General features: G+C 71.0%; 17 protein-coding genes. 6 read left to right on the plus strand and 11 right to left on the minus strand.

Annotated elements, in window-relative coordinates:
- Positions 1 to 12 precede the first annotated feature (12 nt).
- The 7 genes from AB0I04_RS37040 to AB0I04_RS37070 all read right to left on the minus strand — a co-directional run bounded on the left by AB0I04_RS37040 (position 13) and on the right by AB0I04_RS37070 (position 6,241).
- Entirely contained in the window at positions 13 to 1,206 is a 1,194-nt protein-coding gene (locus tag AB0I04_RS37040; RefSeq protein ID WP_360895612.1) for an ABC transporter permease, read from the minus strand.
- Positions 1,203 to 1,940 (minus strand): ABC transporter ATP-binding protein, encoded by a 738-nt coding sequence (locus tag AB0I04_RS37045; protein ID WP_360895615.1) that lies wholly within the window; start codon positions 1,938 to 1,940, stop codon positions 1,203 to 1,205. The genes AB0I04_RS37040 and AB0I04_RS37045 overlap by 4 nt, the downstream gene beginning before the upstream one ends.
- A 109-nt stretch (positions 1,941 to 2,049) precedes the next feature.
- Positions 2,050 to 3,132 (minus strand): peptidoglycan-binding domain-containing protein, encoded by a 1,083-nt coding sequence (locus AB0I04_RS37050; protein ID WP_360895618.1) that lies wholly within the window; start codon positions 3,130 to 3,132, stop codon positions 2,050 to 2,052.
- The gene (locus AB0I04_RS37055) at positions 3,129 to 3,623 is read right to left on the minus strand and encodes a hypothetical protein (RefSeq protein ID WP_360895621.1); all 495 of its coding nucleotides are present in this window, start codon (positions 3,621 to 3,623) and stop codon (positions 3,129 to 3,131) included. Before AB0I04_RS37055 ends, AB0I04_RS37050 begins: the two co-directional genes overlap by 4 nt.
- A gap of 148 nt (positions 3,624 to 3,771) precedes the next feature.
- The gene (locus AB0I04_RS37060) at positions 3,772 to 4,647 is read right to left on the minus strand and encodes a hypothetical protein (RefSeq protein WP_360895623.1); all 876 of its coding nucleotides are present in this window, start codon (positions 4,645 to 4,647) and stop codon (positions 3,772 to 3,774) included.
- Positions 4,644 to 5,201, minus strand: coding sequence for an RNA polymerase sigma factor (locus AB0I04_RS37065; RefSeq protein ID WP_360895626.1), 558 nt, complete (start codon positions 5,199 to 5,201; stop codon positions 4,644 to 4,646). Before AB0I04_RS37065 ends, AB0I04_RS37060 begins: the two co-directional genes overlap by 4 nt.
- Positions 5,202 to 5,281: 80 nt before the next feature.
- A complete protein-coding gene (locus AB0I04_RS37070; protein ID WP_360895627.1) occupies positions 5,282 to 6,241 on the minus strand; it encodes an NAD(P)-dependent oxidoreductase in 960 nt (319 codons plus the stop codon).
- Positions 6,242 to 6,327: 86 nt separating this feature from the next.
- Between AB0I04_RS37070 and AB0I04_RS37075 the strand changes: the two genes are divergently transcribed.
- From AB0I04_RS37075 to AB0I04_RS37090, 4 genes are all read left to right on the plus strand, one after another.
- Positions 6,328 to 6,774, plus strand: coding sequence for a MarR family transcriptional regulator (locus AB0I04_RS37075; protein WP_360895630.1), 447 nt, complete (start codon positions 6,328 to 6,330; stop codon positions 6,772 to 6,774).
- An 86-nt stretch (positions 6,775 to 6,860) separates the two neighbouring features.
- Entirely contained in the window at positions 6,861 to 7,619 is a 759-nt protein-coding gene (locus AB0I04_RS37080; protein WP_360895633.1) for an SDR family oxidoreductase, read from the plus strand.
- A 116-nt stretch (positions 7,620 to 7,735) separates the two neighbouring features.
- Positions 7,736 to 8,119 (plus strand): VOC family protein, encoded by a 384-nt coding sequence (locus AB0I04_RS37085; RefSeq protein WP_360895637.1) that lies wholly within the window; start codon positions 7,736 to 7,738, stop codon positions 8,117 to 8,119.
- Positions 8,116 to 9,147, plus strand: a complete 1,032-nt coding sequence (locus AB0I04_RS37090; protein ID WP_360895640.1) for a sigma-70 family RNA polymerase sigma factor — start codon at positions 8,116 to 8,118, stop codon at positions 9,145 to 9,147. Before AB0I04_RS37085 ends, AB0I04_RS37090 begins: the two co-directional genes overlap by 4 nt.
- Positions 9,148 to 9,209: 62 nt before the next feature.
- Here the strand turns inward: AB0I04_RS37090 and AB0I04_RS37095 are convergent, their stop codons facing one another.
- On the minus strand, positions 9,210 to 9,707 hold the full coding sequence (locus AB0I04_RS37095; protein WP_360895642.1) for a DUF3592 domain-containing protein: 498 nt from the start codon (positions 9,705 to 9,707) through the stop codon (positions 9,210 to 9,212).
- A gap of 193 nt (positions 9,708 to 9,900) precedes the next feature.
- On the opposite strand from AB0I04_RS37095, the gene AB0I04_RS37100 reads away from it, so the two are divergent.
- Positions 9,901 to 10,482 carry a LysR family substrate-binding domain-containing protein gene (locus AB0I04_RS37100; protein WP_360895644.1) on the plus strand — a complete coding sequence of 194 codons (582 nt, stop codon included), beginning with the start codon at positions 9,901 to 9,903 and terminating at the stop codon, positions 10,480 to 10,482.
- Here AB0I04_RS37100 and AB0I04_RS37105 read toward each other — a convergent pair.
- Together AB0I04_RS37105 and AB0I04_RS37110 are read right to left on the minus strand one after the other, a co-directional pair.
- Positions 10,472 to 11,707: an acyltransferase gene (locus AB0I04_RS37105; RefSeq protein WP_360895647.1), complete on the minus strand. Its 1,236-nt coding sequence runs from the start codon at positions 11,705 to 11,707 to the stop codon at positions 10,472 to 10,474. The two genes, AB0I04_RS37100 and AB0I04_RS37105, sit on opposite strands and share 11 nt — an antisense overlap.
- Entirely contained in the window at positions 11,704 to 12,495 is a 792-nt protein-coding gene (locus AB0I04_RS37110; protein ID WP_360895650.1) for a class I SAM-dependent methyltransferase, read from the minus strand. Before AB0I04_RS37110 ends, AB0I04_RS37105 begins: the two co-directional genes overlap by 4 nt.
- A 76-nt stretch (positions 12,496 to 12,571) precedes the next feature.
- Between AB0I04_RS37110 and AB0I04_RS37115 the strand changes: the two genes are divergently transcribed.
- Positions 12,572 to 13,597, plus strand: a complete 1,026-nt coding sequence (locus AB0I04_RS37115; RefSeq protein ID WP_360895653.1) for a DUF3068 domain-containing protein — start codon at positions 12,572 to 12,574, stop codon at positions 13,595 to 13,597.
- 31 nt (positions 13,598 to 13,628) lie between these two features.
- On the opposite strand, the gene AB0I04_RS37120 is transcribed toward AB0I04_RS37115, so the two are convergent.
- Positions 13,629 to 14,993, minus strand: a complete 1,365-nt coding sequence (locus AB0I04_RS37120) for a M1 family metallopeptidase (protein WP_360895656.1) — start codon at positions 14,991 to 14,993, stop codon at positions 13,629 to 13,631.
- Between the last annotated feature and the right edge of the window lie 100 nt (positions 14,994 to 15,093).

Raw genomic sequence — 15,093 nt, forward strand, 5'->3', positions numbered from 1 at the left:
GGCGCCTGACGGTCATTCGGTTGTGAGGGCGACGGTCGGCGGAAGGCGGGCGGCTCGGACGGCCGGGTAGAGGCCCGCGAGCATGCCGACGACCAGGGTTGCGACGAAGGCGCCGCCTGGGGCCCAGACCGGCACGGTTGGTGGCCAGCCCTGCCAGGTGGCGTAGCCGATCGTGACGGCCGTGCCGATGACCAGGCCTGCCGTGCCGCCGAGGGCCGACAGGATCAGCGACTCCGCGAGGAACTGGGTGCGGATCTGGGCACGGGTCGCGCCCAGGGAGCGCCGCAGGCCGATCTCGCCTCGGCGTTCCAGCACCGAGATGACCATCGTGTTGGCGACGCCCACGCCGCCGACCAGCAGCGCCACCGCGCCCAGGCCGAGCAGCAGCGTCGTGAACGTTCCAGCGGCGGCCGCGCGGGCGGCGAGCGCGTCCGAGGGGCGCGACACCGCGACCTCCTCCGGATGCTCCGGGTTCACCGTGCGCGGGAGCACGTCCCGTACGGCGTCGACCGAGCTGTCGGGGGAGCGTTCGTAGATCGTGGTCGGGTGGCCGTCGAAGCCCAGATGTGTATGAGCCGCCGCGAAGCCGACCATCGCGGCGCGGTCGATCTCGGGGGCGAGGGGGAGCGGATCGAGGATGCCGATGACGGTGAACCAGCGGTTCTCGACCCAGACGGGCATGCCGACGCGGTCGACGCCGAGTCGTTCCGCCGACACCGCGCCGAGGACGACGGCCGGGTAGCGGGCGGTCGCGTCGTTGAGCCAGGTGCCGGCGCGAACCCGCCCGCCGAGCGTGTGGAGCAGCTCCAAGGTGGTGGCCTCGACCGTGATGCCGCCGGTCTCCTCGCGGGGGATGCGGTCGGTGCGGCGGACGGACGCGGACAGGTCGCCGGTCGCGCTCACCGTCGTGACGGGGCCGATCCGGCCCACCATCGTGGCCGAGTCGACAGAGAGCGTTGTCGTGCCCCCACTGATCGTCTCAGCCGCCTTGACGCGGAGCAGGTTGGTGCCGAGCCGGTCGAGCTGCCGCAGCAGCCGCTCCTGACCCGATGCGGAAATGCCGATCACCGCGACCATGGTGGCGATGCCGATCGCGATTCCCAGGGCAGACAGCGCGACTCGGGCGGGCCGGGAGCGCAGCCCGGACGCGCCGGTGCGCGCGACGTCGCGGGGGCGGAGCCGGGCGGGGGCGAGCGGTGCCGTCACCTTGGTTCGTCCTTCGTCAGCGCGGCGACGCGGCGATGCCCGGCACCGGTTCCGTCGTCGGCGGTGACGCGGCCGTCGCGCATTCGTACGCGGCGCGGGCACCACTCGGCGATCTCGGAGTCGTGGGTGATGAGGACGACCGTCGTCCCCCGTACGTGCAGGTCGCGGAGCACGGCCAGGACCTCCGAGCCCGAGGCCGAGTCGAGGCTGCCGGTCGGTTCGTCGGCCAGGAGCAGCGGAGGGTCGCCCGCCACCGCACGGGCGATGGCGACCCGCTGCTGCTCGCCGCCGGACAGCTGGTGCGGCCGGTGGTCCAGACGGTGGCCGAGGCCGACGCGTTCCAGGGCGGCGTGGGCGCGTTCGCGGCGGAGGCGCGGGGCCATGCCGGTGTACAGCAGTCCGTCGGCGACGTTGTCGAGTGCGGACGTACCGGCGGCGAGGTGGAATCGCTGGAAGACGAAGCCGAGGCACGTCGCGCGCAGCGCCGACAGCCGCCGGTCGGCCCGGCGCCCGGAACCCGGTGCCGACACGTCGTGTCCAGCGATGCGTACGGTGCCCGACGACGGACGGTCCAGCGTGCCGATCAGGTGGAGCAGCGTGGACTTGCCCGATCCGGACGGGCCGACGATGGCGAGCAGTTCGCCGGGCTCGACGGCCAGGTCGACCCCGCGCAGAGCCTCCACCCGACCGTGCCGTTTGGTCACGCCGTCGACCTCGACGATGAGGGGCGTCACTGGGCGGGCCCCTCGACCTTGGCGATGAGTAGCGTCACTGGGCGGGCCCCTCGACCTCGACGATGAGTAGCGTCACTGTGCAGGCCCCCGCCCTTGACGGTGAGGGGCATCACTGGCTGGGCACCCCGACCTTCATGCCGGGTGTCAGTCCTGCCCCGGAGATCTCCACCCGGCCGCTGCCGTACATGCCGGTCGTCACGGCGACGATCCGCCGCGCACCGCCCGGGTCGACGACCTCGACGCCGAACCCGCCTTCCCGCAGCGCCAGCAGGGCCTCGACCGGCACGCTGAGCACGTCACTGCGGCGTCGGCTCTCCATCGTCACCGTCACCGGTGCCTGGTCCAGCGTGCTTGACCGCTTCCCGCCGGTCAGCGTGACCTCGACATCGATGGTCGCCGCCGGGCTCTGACCCGATGAGGGAGTGTCGCCCTGGGTGTTCTTCTTGTGGGCGACGGTCCCCACCGAGGTGATCCGTCCGGTCGCGGTCGCGCCGCCGGGGAGCTGCACGGAGACGGTACGGCCCTTCTGGGCCGTCTCCTGCTCGTTGGCGTCCAGGTCGACGTGTACGACGTGGCGGGTACCGGTGACGGACAGGACCTGCCGCCCGGGGCCGATCCGATCGCCGACCGCCGCCTTCGCCTCGACGACACGCACGTCGGACGGCAGGAACACGACCTTCGCGGCGTCGACCGACCCGGTCTGCTTCAGGCCGTGGTCCTTCTGCCAGCGGCGTACGGCCTCGGCGGTCGCGGTGGAGAACGTACGGTCCACGGTCAGCCCGTCGCCGTACCCGAGGTCCTGGAGGGCGTTCTCCAGCTGCCGTACGTCGGGGCCGGCCGTGACGCCCGGCCCGAGTGTCCGGTACAGGGGCACGGCGCCGTGCATGAGCACCACGGGCCGGCGGTCGACCGCGTACAGAGTGCCGCCCTGCCTGATCACCCGACCCGAAGAGGGGACCGACGTGACCGTACCGGTGCTCTGCGCGGTGATCCGGCGTTCGGCGGCGTACGTCAACGTGCCGTCCACCGTGATCGTGTCGACCAGGTCGCCACGCCTGATGTCGGCGGTCGACAGAGCCGTCCGCCCGGCGGCCCGCGGGCCCTGCTCCCCGGAGCCGAAGAGAAGGGCGCCGCCGGCCACGGCCGTCACCCCGAGCGCCACAGCACCGATGACGAGCGGGACGCGTCTCATCCGCTCGCGCCCATCGTCTTGCCGCATTCCTTCATCGCCGCCTCCATCCGGGCCTTGTTCTTCACGCCGCTCAGATCCGGCGGCGGTCCGCCGAGGGAGCCGGGCTTGGGATCGGGCCAGTCGAAGCCGTGCGCGCGCATGCACCGTGCGAGTTTCAGGAACCGGTCCCGGGTCTGCGGGTCGTTCGGGTCGACCGTGTAGCCGCCCATCGCCTTCTGCCACTGGGCGCAGGCGTCCATTGCGCGCTGCGGGATCGTGATGCCGCCCGAGGGGATCTTCTTCGGGTCGTCGGGGTAGTCGGGGACGCCGTTCTGCCGCAGGCAGCGCGCGTACATCAGACGGGCCTGCTCGGGTGAGAGGGACGCCGATGCCCGCGTATGGGCGGAGGCCTTCCCACCTCCCGCGCTGGCGACGCCGTCGCCGGACCGGCCGCCGCCACACGCGGCAACAAGCAAGAACGGCAGGACGAGCAGGGACGATGCGCGTTTCATGGACACTCCTCGGTGTTGGTTCGGCTTACTGGCGGCGGTCGAGGGCATGCGGAAGTACCCGCCGGTCACCGTCGGGACCGGCGAGGGGTCGAGGTCTCAGGGGCGCGCGATCACGGCCTCAGGGCCGCGATCGACACGTGTTCGCGGGTCAGTGCCGCGCCGAGCAGTCCGTGGAGACCGGCCACGGGTGGGGGTTACGGTCGGGCGCGGCGACCAGAAGGGCCTTCCCTTGTTCGGTCAGCCAGCCCTCGTGGACGTACCAGAAGGCGGGCACGTCGGAGCGGGGTCCCTTCAGCGGCACCGCGAAGACCCCGATCACGACGCCTCGCCGGCTCAGCATCGATCGCACCTCGCCGGCGGTCCGGTTGACGAAGGCCTCGCACTGCAGCGGCTCGCCGAGGTTGTTGAGCTGGCCGAACGCCGCGAACCGCTCGCCGGGCCGACCCTTCCGGCCGAGCATGACGCTCGCCTTGCCGCGATACCCCGCCGGGATCTTCAACCCGATCGCGCAGCTCCAGGAGTCCTCACAGCCTCCCGGACGGGTGATGGGCGAGATCAGGTCCTTCCGGCGCGCGATCTCCTCATTGGTCAGGCCGTTGTACCTCTGGTCGAAGGGCGGCATGACGGCTCCGACGAGACCCGGCGACACCGGTTTCACGGTGAGGGAGACGTTGATGCCACGGTCGCGGAGCTCTTTGGCGTACCGGGCAGGATCGGCGAAGAGCTGTTTCACGGTGATGACGTAGTAGCCGCCCTCCTGCCGGATGTCGAGGGCGTTCGCGGCGTGGGGACCGAGTACCCCGGGCAGCAGCCAGCTGACCGCCACGGCACAGGCCGCGAACGCGGCGACGAGCGGCACGGCGAACCGGCGCCGCGTCAGGCGAGAACGCGGACGAACGACGGAGCGGGCCGGGTACGGGGCATCGGTCGTGATCTCCCGCAGGAGTTCGCGCGCTCCAGTGGTCATTCCGGGGCCCGGGTCGGGGGCGATCAGGGAGACCAGGCGATCGATGTCCCGCTTCATCGGCGTTCCTCCACGAGTGCGGTGGCCCGCGAGCCGTACCGGGTGACGTCGAGCCCGGCCGAGTCGAGCTCCTTGGCGAGGCGCTTGCGGGCGCGGTGCAGCTGGACGCGTACGGCGCCGCGCGACCGGCCCAGGACCCTGGCGGCCTCGGCCGGGGTGAGGCCCTCCCAGCCGACCAGCGAGAGCAGCTCCCGGTCGTCGTCGCCGAGCCGCCGGAACGCCTCGCGGACCGCGCCGACGTCCCGGCCGGTGGCCGGGACGTCCTCGGCCCACGCGCTCAGCTCCGCCCGCAGCCTCGTGGCGAGGGCGGTCCGCCGGGACTCCCCGCGCCGGTGGTTGGCGAGCACCCGCCGTGCCACGCCGTACAGCCACAGCCGGGCCTCGTCGCCGTCCGGGATGTCGGCCACCCGGCGCCACGCGGTCGCGAACGTCTCGGCGATCGCGTCCGCCGCGTCGTCCGGAGAGTCGGTCCGCCGCCGGACGTAGCTGAGCACGGCCGCGTAGTGCGCCATGTACACCGCCTCGAAACGCTGCTCGGGGTCGGGTGGACCCATGCCACGGTCCTTCCGATGGGGGCTCGTCGACCAAGCAGATGTCCGGACATCGAGGACTGTTACATGGCTTTAGTTATCTCCTACCGTTCGTGACCCGCGGTGAGCCAGCCGGCGTAGTCACGGACGGCGCGTTCGACGTCGTACGCGGGCTCGAAGCCGGTGTCCTCCCGCAGGCGGGTGATGTCGAGGTAGGCGTCCCGCGCCGGAGCGCCCGGGCCACGGCCGTTCGGCAGGTCGATCGCCGGGGCGTCCGGAAGGACGGTCCGGATGGCGGTGACGACCTCGGCATTGGTCGTCACCCGGCCAGAGCCGACGTTGTACGTGCGGTGGTTCAGGTTCTCGGCCGTCTGGAGGAGGGCGATGGCCCGGCCGCAGTCCCTGACGTAGCAGTAGTCGCTTCCGTCACCGCCGTACGCGGGTCGGCGCGGCGCCGAGAAGTCCGGCGCCTCGCCCCGTACGGCGGCGTGGACCAGGCGGGGTACTGGGAAGAACACCGACTCCGGGCGGCCGAGCGGGCCCCAGATCGCCGCGATGCGGAGGTTGACCAGGTCCAGGCCGCTTCGCTCGGCGACCGAGGTCGCCAGGAGCTCTGAGCTCTTCTTGTACGCGGGGATCGGGTGGGGCGCCGTCATGGGCAGGGCGGCGTCCTCGCGGAACGGGACGTCGTCGACGCCGGCGTAGACGCCGATCGTGCTGGCGACGCAGACACGCCGTACGCCCCAGGCCGAGGCGGCCCGCAGCGCGTTGAGCAGGCCCCGCAGGTTGACCTCGAATTCGTCGACCGGATCGAGCGCCCCGATGGCCGCGCCGGCGAGATGCACGATCCCGGTGATCTCGTGCCGCTCGCCGAGATCGAGGAACGCCTCCCGGTCGGTGACGTCGAGGTCCTCGACGACGGCGCGTCCGCCGATCTCGTCGCTCAGGAACGCCGGGATCCGGGCCGTACGGCGCCGGGTGAGCACACAGGACTCGCCGAGGTCGAGCAGTGCGCGAGCGGTGTGGGAGCCGATGAAGCCGAGCCCACCGGTGATGAGGATCATGGCCGTCCTTCACAGAAGTCATTAGCGTGCTAATGAGACGGTAGCGGGAAGGTCATTAGCATGCAATCGACCTCTAGGATCGGTACGTGGACGAGTTCCTGACCCTGCTCACCCAGACGCACAAGCTGCTGGCCGCCGCATCGGACGAGGCGATGAGCCGCCACGGCGTCCGTATCGGCCAGAACCTCATCCTCGAGGTGCTCTGGGAGACCGACGGCCTGACGCCCGGCGAGATCGCCTCCCGCTCCCGCCTTCCGATCACGACACCGACGATCGTGAACACCGCCACGCGCATGGAGGCAGCCGGCCTGCTCACCCGCCGCCGCGACCCGAACGACGGCCGCCTCGTCCGCCTCTACCTCACCGACCGCGCCCGCGCCGCCCAGCGCCCGATCCAGGAGGCACGCCGCGACCTGGCGGAGCACGCGACCGCCACCCTCACCGACGAGGAGCGACTCCACCTCCGCACCGCCCTCACCAAAATCATCCAGCAGCTCACCGCAGAAGCGGCTGAAACAGACCGGGAGGGATGACTCTTCCGCGGCACTCGGCCGTCGACCGATGGATTCCGGCGCCTCCCCGGATCTCTATCTACGCAAGGGGACTAGAGGAGGCAGACATGCAGGGTTCCACACGGATCGAAGGATCGGTGGCGTTGGTCACCGGCGCCAACAGGGGCATCGGGCTCGCGATCACGGAGGCGCTGCTCGAGCGCGGCGCCACGAAGGTCTACGCCGCGGCGCGTGATCCGAAGACGCTTGAGGTGTTGCGCGAGCGCTACGCCTCTCGCCTGGTTCCGGTGCGGTTGGACGTCACGGACACCGAACAGGTCGCCGAGGTCGCACGCCAGGCCACGGACGTCGATCTGCTGTTCAACAACGCGGGCGCGTTCGAGCCGACAGAGCTGACCGACGAGGCGATCGTCGACGTGGCTCGGCGCGAGATGGAGGTCAACTACTTCGGGGCCCTACGGATGCTGCGGAGCTTCGCGGACACGCTGGCGCGGCGCGGCGGCGTGATCGTCAACGTCGGTTCGGCGGCCGGGCTCACCAACGTGCCGCTCCAGCCCACGTACAGCGCCTCGAAGGCCGCGCAGCATTCTCTGACCCAGGCGTCCCGCGCGCTGCTGGCGGCTCGGGGCGTGACCGTGCACGGCGTCTACCCGGGACCGGTCGACACCGACATGACCAAGGACCTCCCGCCTCAGTTCGAGAAGACCCCGCCTGAGGACGTCGCGAAGGCGATCCTCGACGGCGTTGAGGCGGGCGATGAGGACATCTTCCCGGACCCGTTCGCCGCGGCCTTCGGCGAGCAGTTCCACGCCTCGCCGAAGAGCGTGGAGCGGCAGATGGCGGCGATCGTCGCGGTCCCGGCGTAAGGGTGCTCTATCGGGCCGCCTGCGGCGGCTCTGTTCGGGTGCGGCTCACGCAGGCGTCAGCCACGTCGAACAGGGTCCGCCGCAGGCGGGACCACTCCGTACAGAGGAGCTGGAAGATGCAACAGGTCATGGGTCTCCCCGTCGTGCACCTGGAGCTGCACACGCACGATCCTTCCGGCGCGAGCGCGTTCTACGGTCGGGTTCTGCGGTGGTCCACGGAGCGGATCGAGGCTCGCTGGGGTTCCTACCACGCGCTCGCGTTCGGCGGCCCACTCGACGGTGGGATCGTGGAGTGCGGTGCGACCTGCGCGACCTGGCTTCCCTACGTGGAGGTCGAGGAGATCGAGGCGATCACCGAGCGGGCGCGCCGACTCGGCGCGACGGTGCTGCTCGAGCCGCGGGAGGGACCGGCGGGGTGGCGCAGCGTGCTGGCCACGAGCGAGGGTGGCGAGATCGCGCTCTGGCAGCCCAAACGGCGTCTCGGAAGGGGACGGGAATGACCGAGTCGAAGCTGCTCGAAGCCGCCGCCGCGGGGGACGAGACGGCCTACGCCGAGCTGGTCGAACCACACCGCGATGCGCTGCACGCCCACTGCTACCGGATGCTCGGCTCGGTCCACGACGCCGAGGACGCCGTGCAGGAGACGCTCTTGCGGGCGTGGCGGAGCCTGGCGTCGTTCCAGGGACGCAGCTCGTTGCGTTCGTGGCTGTACACGATCGCGACCAACGTCTGCCTGCGGGCGATCGAGCGCCGGCCGGGACGCGTGCTGCCGATCGATTACGGTCCCCCGGCCGATCCGCACCGACCGCTCGGCGAGCCGCTGGTCGAATCGACGTGGATCGAGCCGTACCCCGATGAGCGGTTCGGTCTCGACGCCGGACTCGCCGGCCCGGAGGCCCGCTATGAGCAGCGCGAGAGCGTCGAACTCGCGTTCATCGCCGCGCTCCAACATCTGCCGGCCCGCCAGCGGGCAGTACTGATCCTCCGCGACGTGCTCGGCTTCTCCGGCGCCGAGGTCGCCGCGGCGCTCCAGACGACCACGGCGTCCGTGTACAGCGCGCTGCAGCGCGCCCACGAAACCGTCGATCAGCGACTCCCCTCGCTCAGCCAGCAGGCGACACTCCGCGCGCTCGGTGACGCGCGGCTGCGAGAGATCGTCGACCGCTACGTTCAGGCTTGGGAGCGGCACGACGTCGGCGCGATCGTGGCCATGCTGACCGACAGCGCGACGATCGCGATGCCTCCGACCGCGACGTGGTGCGGTGGGCGCGAGACAGTCGCGGCATCTCTGGCAGCAAGGCCGCTGGACGGCAGCCTGACGTGGCGGCTGACCCCTGCCCGCGCGAGCGGCCAGCTCGCCGCCCGCGCCTACCTCTGGGACCCCGCAGCCGACAGGTTCCGGCCGCACCACACTGCGGTGCTCACCCTGCACGGTGAGCTGATCGCCGAGATCAACACCTTCCTCGAGCCATGGGCGCTGACGTTGCACACTCCGGAGGGGGACGGCTGCCAACTCGGCCGATCCTGACCACCTGCGTGCAGGTGGCGAACACACCCGGCACGCGACCGCCACCGGCCGGCGCCCTTACCTCACGACGCCGGGGCGGTCCGTCGGCTCATCCGGCGGTCGATGACATACGCGACGGCACCCGCGGCGATGAAGAGCGGGCACAAGGCGAGCACTACGCCCCCCACCATCTTCCATACCGCGTAGAAGTGGCGCTTCGTCAGCGACTCCGTGACGGCCACGTCGGGATCGGCGGGGTCGTACCGGACGCGTATCCGGGCGCCCACGTGGTGGTCGCCGTCGACGCCCACCACATGCTCGGTGCCGTCGGCGGCGGTGAACCTGACCTTCATCGGCTTGATGTCGGTGGCGATCGGCTCGTCCCCGCGTACCCGCTTGGAGATCACTGTGGCGACGGCGGTCCGCCCGTGTCGGTTCAAGGCCGAAGCGTCGTCGTACGCCCGCGACCCACTGCGTACGATGCCGATGGCCCCCGTGATGACGAAGACGGCGAACGCCACGCCCAGCAGTCCCGCGGGGATCGCCGCCAGCCGTAGCGTCCACTTCGTCGACTGCCGCATTCCCGGCTCCCCTGCGTTCCGCACCATCGCTCAGGATGAGGGCCCGCCGTCGAGCCTAAACCGCGCCCGTCAAGTGCTCAATGGCGTCTGCAGGTGGCGCGTCCGCCGGTCGCGCATCAATGATGACCTTTGCAAGGCATCGTGCATGCTTCGGGAGGGGCGTTGGAGCTTCGGGACATTGAGATTTTCCTGAGTGTTCCGGGAACGCTCTCCAGCGGTCCGGCTCGAACACCGCGACATGAACCCGGTCGACCCTCTCGTGCTGCTTCGCTCCGGCGAGATCGACATCGGTCATGTCTGGTTGCCGGTCCGCGAGCCCGACCTGACCATCGGCCCGGTCACCCACACCTCGGCGCTCGTCCTCGTGCTCGCCACCACTCACCCCTACGCGTCCCGCGAGTCGGTCTGCCTGGAGGATTACGGCGACCTCACCTTCGTCGCGCATAGGTCCCCGATCCCCGCCTACATGGAGGAGGTGTTCCAGCCGTTCCACACGCCCGCGGGCCGCCCCATCCCCCGGGGCCCGGTCATCGGGAACTGGGACGAGCAGCTGAAGGTGGTGAGTGCCGGGCAGGCCGTCATCGCGACCGCGGAGGAGGCGGCCCGCTTCTACTCCTGGCCCAACCTGACCTATCTCCCAGTACGCGACGCCCCGCCGGTCTCCTGGGCGCTGGTCTGGCGCACCGCCGCGGAGAACCCGCTCATCCGAACATTCGCGCAAACCGCCGCCGACGCCGTACGCCTCACAGCGCACGACGACTCGGTCACTCGGTGACCGACCTGCCGGAAGGCCGGCGGCGAGTCATGAGGCGGAGGGCGGGGCGTTCGACGGCGTAGAAGCTCAGGGTCGCGACCGCGATGGTCAGGGCGGTGATGACGGGGAACTCGGTGCGGAAGTCGCCGGTGAAGGCGACGTGGCCGGTGGCCTTGTACCAGGTGACGGAGACCGCGACCTGCCAGAGGAAGACGCCGTAGGAGATGCGGCCCAGGAAGCGCATGACGCGGTTGCCGAGGATCCGGTCGATACCGCCGGCGGGGGACAGGGCCACGGGGGCGACGAAGAAGGCCGCGACCAGGCCGTACAGCAGCACGCGCAGTTCCGATGTCCAGGTCGTGTCGAGGGTGGCCAGGTCGGAGGGGCCGGTGAGCGGCGAGGTGGCGAGGCAGTAGAGCACGCCGGCGATGGCCCAGCAGGTGCCCCACGACCGCGCGACCGTACGGCAGAACCGGACCGGTGCCGCCGAGCCCGTACGGGCCCAGACGGTCACCACGGACAGCGCCATGCCGATCGCGAACCAGGCGAAGTAGCGCGGCACCAGCACGCCCAGCTGGATCGACAGGTGCGGCGTGAACATGAAGATCGTGAAGACGAACGACACCGCCGCGTACGCCGCGATGCCGCGCAGCAGACGGCGGGCCCGACGATCGGCGTCGCCGGGCGCTCCGCGGCGGGCGTACCGGCCGAGAAGGGCGGCGGTGACGGGCAGGAGGGCGTACCAGGCGGCCTCGACGGTGAGGCTCCACATCTGGCCGAGCCCTGACGGGCCGAGGTAGGTGCCCCACCACGGGTGCGGGTCGTAGGTGTACGTGAGGGTCAGCAGCTTCAGCCAGGTCCACGGGTCGCGGAGATGCTCCGTCAGGATCGTGGCGATGACGAAGGCGACGACGAGCCAGTACGCCGGCAGGATCCGTGCGGCGCGACGCCACAGGTAGCGGCCCGTACGCGGTCGGCGATGTCCGTCGATGAGCAGTTCGGCCGCCCAGGGGCGGTACAGCAGCAGGCCGGACAGGGTGAAGAAGACCGGCACGCCGATCGCGCCGCCGGACAGCAGGTAGGCCGTCGCGTCGTGCCTGAACGTGTGGCCGGTGTCGGCGGCGACGTGGAAGACCAGCACGGCGAGCGCCGCGACGGCCCGGACACCGTCCAGGGCGTCCTGGTGGCCCGAGATCGCCGGGAGGCCGGTGGCCGGTGCGCGCTCGGCGGCTCGCGTCGTGGTCATGGCGCCTTGCGGAGCACGAGCAGCAGGTTCCAGGTGAGGACCTCACGGACGCCGGGCACCCGGACGACCGGGGCGGCCCAGCCGGGGAGGTAGCGCGGCGTCGCCGCCTCGACGGTGACGCCGCCGCGGGCGTGCGCCCAGCGCAGGGCGGCGGCGACCGAGACGGGATGGAGACTCACCCCGTACCGGTTCTTGGGCGGCCGGCCGTGCCGCCGCTCGTACCGCTGGGCGGCCCGGTGCCCGCCGAGGTAGTGCCAGGGCGAGGTCTCGTGGCCGCCCCAGGGGGACAGCCAGTTGGTGAAGGCGAGGAAGACGACGCCGCCGGGGCGGACGACGCGGACCATCTCGTCGCCCATCCGCCACGGGTCTGGAACGTGTTCCAGGACGTTCGACGAGAAGCACACGTCGACGGAGCCGGAGGCCAGCGGCAGGCCCAGCGCGCTGCCGAGGACCGAGCCGGGCGGCGGCGGGCCGTGCCGGGTCAGCTCACCGGCGTCGCACTCGACGCCGACGCACCGGGCGCCCGCGTCGCGCAGCGCGGTGGTGAAGAAGCCGGGGCCGCTGCCGACGTCCGCGACGACCCTGCCGTCGAGGGCCGTGTACCGGCTGAGCTGGGCGATCGTGTCGGCGGCGAGCAGCCGATAGAACCCCTCCGGGTCGGACTGCTCCTCGCGGAACGCCCGGATCAGGCGTACCGAGCGGGCGAGCGTCGCACGATGCGGAGCGGTCGGCAAAGGGGACCTCCGGGAGGCAGAGGCCGCAATCCTACGCCCGGGTAACGTACTCATCACGACAAACCGGCATAACCACCCATCAATTGCGCAGTCTTCTAGAATCCGGTCTCATTCGTGGCGGGAGGTCAAGGTGCGGCGGAACGTCGGAGTGGTCCTGACCGGTGCGGGGGCGTTCTTCCTCGCCTTCGCCGCCCTCATGCGTTTCTACGTCGCGGGCCAGGTCATCGCCGCCCCGGCGAACTTCTTCCAGCAGTCCACGCTGGAGGCGACGAACGCGTCGTACCTGGACACCGCCACCCTGAAGGTCCGCAAGGGTGTGCACCTGCGGGCGGTCAACACGGTCCGCGGTGACGTACGGGCGGCGAGCGGGAAGATCGCCGTCTGGGACTCCTTCACCTCGATCGAGGACCCGGCCACGAAGAAGAGCGTGGAGATCCAGCAGCAGCGCGCGGCGTTCGACCGCCGCACCGGCACGCTCTACAACGTCCGGGGCGCGTCGGTGGGCGGCGACACGAGCGTCCGGCAGTCGGGGGTCGGGATGTTCTGGCCGATCGGCGTGAAGAAGCAGACCTACCAGTACTTCGACCTGTCGACGAAGCGCCCGTGGCCGGCGACGTTCGGGGGGGAGGAGCGGATCCACGGCGTCCGGGCGTACCGCTTCGTCCAGCGGATCCCCCCGACCGTGACCGAGTCCGTCAAGGGCGGAGTTCCCGCCGCCCTGCTCAAGGTGAAGAACCCGAAGCGGCTCGCGGGCTATGACAAGAAGACCGGGAACGTCGCCGCGGACCGCGTCTACGACGCGACCGTGACGCTCTGGATCGACCCGCGGACCGGCGGACAGGTGAGCCAGGAGCAGCGGATCCGGACGGTCCTGCGCACCAGGGACGGCGTGGAGCGGCTCGTCGCCGCCGACCTCGACCTGAAGATGACCGACGCGAGCCAGAAGTCCCTCGTGCACGTCAACAAGAGCCAGGCGTTGAAGATCACGCTGCTGCGGATGGTCCTGCCTCTCGGCGGCGCGGCCCTCGGCCTGGTCCTGCTCGTCGTCGGGCTGGTGCTGGCCGTCCCCGGCCGGCAGACCATCATCCCCCTGCCCGACGACACGACGAAGGCGGACGGCCCGAGCCCGGCCGCCCGCCCCCGTTCCGGCGGCTGAGTCCGGCCGCCCGCTCCGTTCCGGCGGCTGATCAGCCGTCGATGCGGTGCTGCGTCCAGAAGGACGTCAGGTCGGTCGAGGTCGCGGCCTGGGCCGCCGCCTTGAACTCGGCCGTCGTCGACACGCCGTACCAGTGGGACTGCGCGAAGGAGCGCAGCAGGTTGGCCATCGCGGTCGTCCCGAGCACCCGGCTCAGGTCGTGGAGCGCGCACTTGCCGTACGTGTAGACGACCGTGCCATAGCGGCTCGAGTGGGCGTCCCAGTACGCCATCGAGTTGCTGATCTTCTCGGCGGACGACGCCCAGGAGACGCTGTTCCAGCAGCCCGAGCCGCTGATGCCCTGGTACAGGTCGGTGGAGTAGTCGGCGAACGCCTCGTCCAGCCACGGGTCGTTGTACTCGTCGTCGCCGACGATGCCGTACCACCACTGGTGCGCCAGCTCGTGCGCGAGCGCGGTGGAGCTGACCAGGTCGAGGACGAAGCCGGGGTACTCCATGCCCCCGAACCAGAAGTTGTTGTCCAGGACGACGTCGACCTCGCCGTACGGGTAGGCCCCGAACCGCCCGCTGTGCGCGTCGATCGCCGACTTCGCCGTGCTCAGCATCGACTGGGCGGAGCTCGAACTGATCGAGCTCACCCGGTAGACGTTGACCTTCACGCCGCCCGGCGAGGTCCCGGAGATGACGCTGTACGGTCCGGCGCCCCACGCGAAGTCGCGGACCTTCGTCGCGGTCGCCGTGGTGATCGTGCGGCCGGAGGACCCGGGCGTGTCCACGGACGTGCCGGTCGCCGGGACGCTGATGGAGCTGGGGTGGTCGAGCGTGACCTTGAAGTCACTGGCGAGGCTGTAGAACGACTCGCCGTTGTTGGTGTACGGGTCGAGGTGCCAGCCCGCGCCGTCCCGGATCGCCAGCACCGGCAGGGCGTTGCCGATGAAGTTGAACGACCCGTCGCGCCCGAACCGGTCCGCGCCGCTCGGCACGGCGATGCTCAGGTCGAACCCGATCGACCCGCTCTGCCCCTGGCCCAGCGGGCTCGGCAGCGTGACCTTCAGGGCCGTGCAGCTCACCTCGAGCGAGCCGGCCGTGCCGCCGGTGACGTTCGACACCGTGATCGGCGTCTGCGGGCAGCTGCCGTGGTAGTTGTCCCACAGCCGCAGGTACACCTCGGTGAGCGGGGTGGCCGAGGCGTTCGTGAAGCTCACGCTCTCGTGCCCGGTCCAGCTCGAACCACTGCTGTTGCTGGTCAGGTTGACCGTGTACGACGGCGTCGCCGGCGTCCGTACGGTGTCCGCGGCCGCCCGTACCGTGGCATGCGGGGTGGAGGCATGAGCCGCCACCGCCGGGGTCAGCGCGGTCGCCGCCGAGGCGAGCACCGCGATCAAAGTCTTCTTCACTTGTGACTCCTGGTGATGGAGAGGGCCCCGCGCGTTGGACGCGCGGGGCCCCGATGGATCACGGTCAGGATGCGTTGATGGCGACGTCGTCGATCACGAA

The organism is Actinoallomurus sp. NPDC050550 (assembly GCF_040655075.1).
Lineage (GTDB): Bacteria > Actinomycetota > Actinomycetes > Streptosporangiales > Streptosporangiaceae > Actinoallomurus.

What these genes read in the sequence shown, in the direction of transcription:
- AB0I04_RS37050 (WP_360895618.1), bottom strand. Translation starts at nt 3,132, where the DNA reads ATGAGACGCGTCCCGCTCGTCATCGGTGCTGTGGCGCTCGGGGTGACG.
- AB0I04_RS37090 (WP_360895640.1), top strand. Translation starts at nt 8,116, where the DNA reads ATGACCGAGTCGAAGCTGCTCGAAGCCGCCGCCGCGGGGGACGAGACG.
- AB0I04_RS37095 (WP_360895642.1), bottom strand. Translation starts at nt 9,707, where the DNA reads ATGCGGCAGTCGACGAAGTGGACGCTACGGCTGGCGGCGATCCCCGCG.
- AB0I04_RS37105 (WP_360895647.1), bottom strand. Translation starts at nt 11,707, where the DNA reads ATGACCACGACGCGAGCCGCCGAGCGCGCACCGGCCACCGGCCTCCCG.
- AB0I04_RS37080 (WP_360895633.1), top strand. Translation starts at nt 6,861, where the DNA reads ATGCAGGGTTCCACACGGATCGAAGGATCGGTGGCGTTGGTCACCGGC.
- AB0I04_RS37085 (WP_360895637.1), top strand. Translation starts at nt 7,736, where the DNA reads ATGCAACAGGTCATGGGTCTCCCCGTCGTGCACCTGGAGCTGCACACG.
- AB0I04_RS37060 (WP_360895623.1), bottom strand. Translation starts at nt 4,647, where the DNA reads ATGAAGCGGGACATCGATCGCCTGGTCTCCCTGATCGCCCCCGACCCG.
- AB0I04_RS37070 (WP_360895627.1), bottom strand. Translation starts at nt 6,241, where the DNA reads ATGATCCTCATCACCGGTGGGCTCGGCTTCATCGGCTCCCACACCGCT.
- AB0I04_RS37065 (WP_360895626.1), bottom strand. Translation starts at nt 5,201, where the DNA reads ATGGGTCCACCCGACCCCGAGCAGCGTTTCGAGGCGGTGTACATGGCG.
- AB0I04_RS37055 (WP_360895621.1), bottom strand. Translation starts at nt 3,623, where the DNA reads ATGAAACGCGCATCGTCCCTGCTCGTCCTGCCGTTCTTGCTTGTTGCC.
- AB0I04_RS37110 (WP_360895650.1), bottom strand. Translation starts at nt 12,495, where the DNA reads ATGAGTACGTTACCCGGGCGTAGGATTGCGGCCTCTGCCTCCCGGAGG.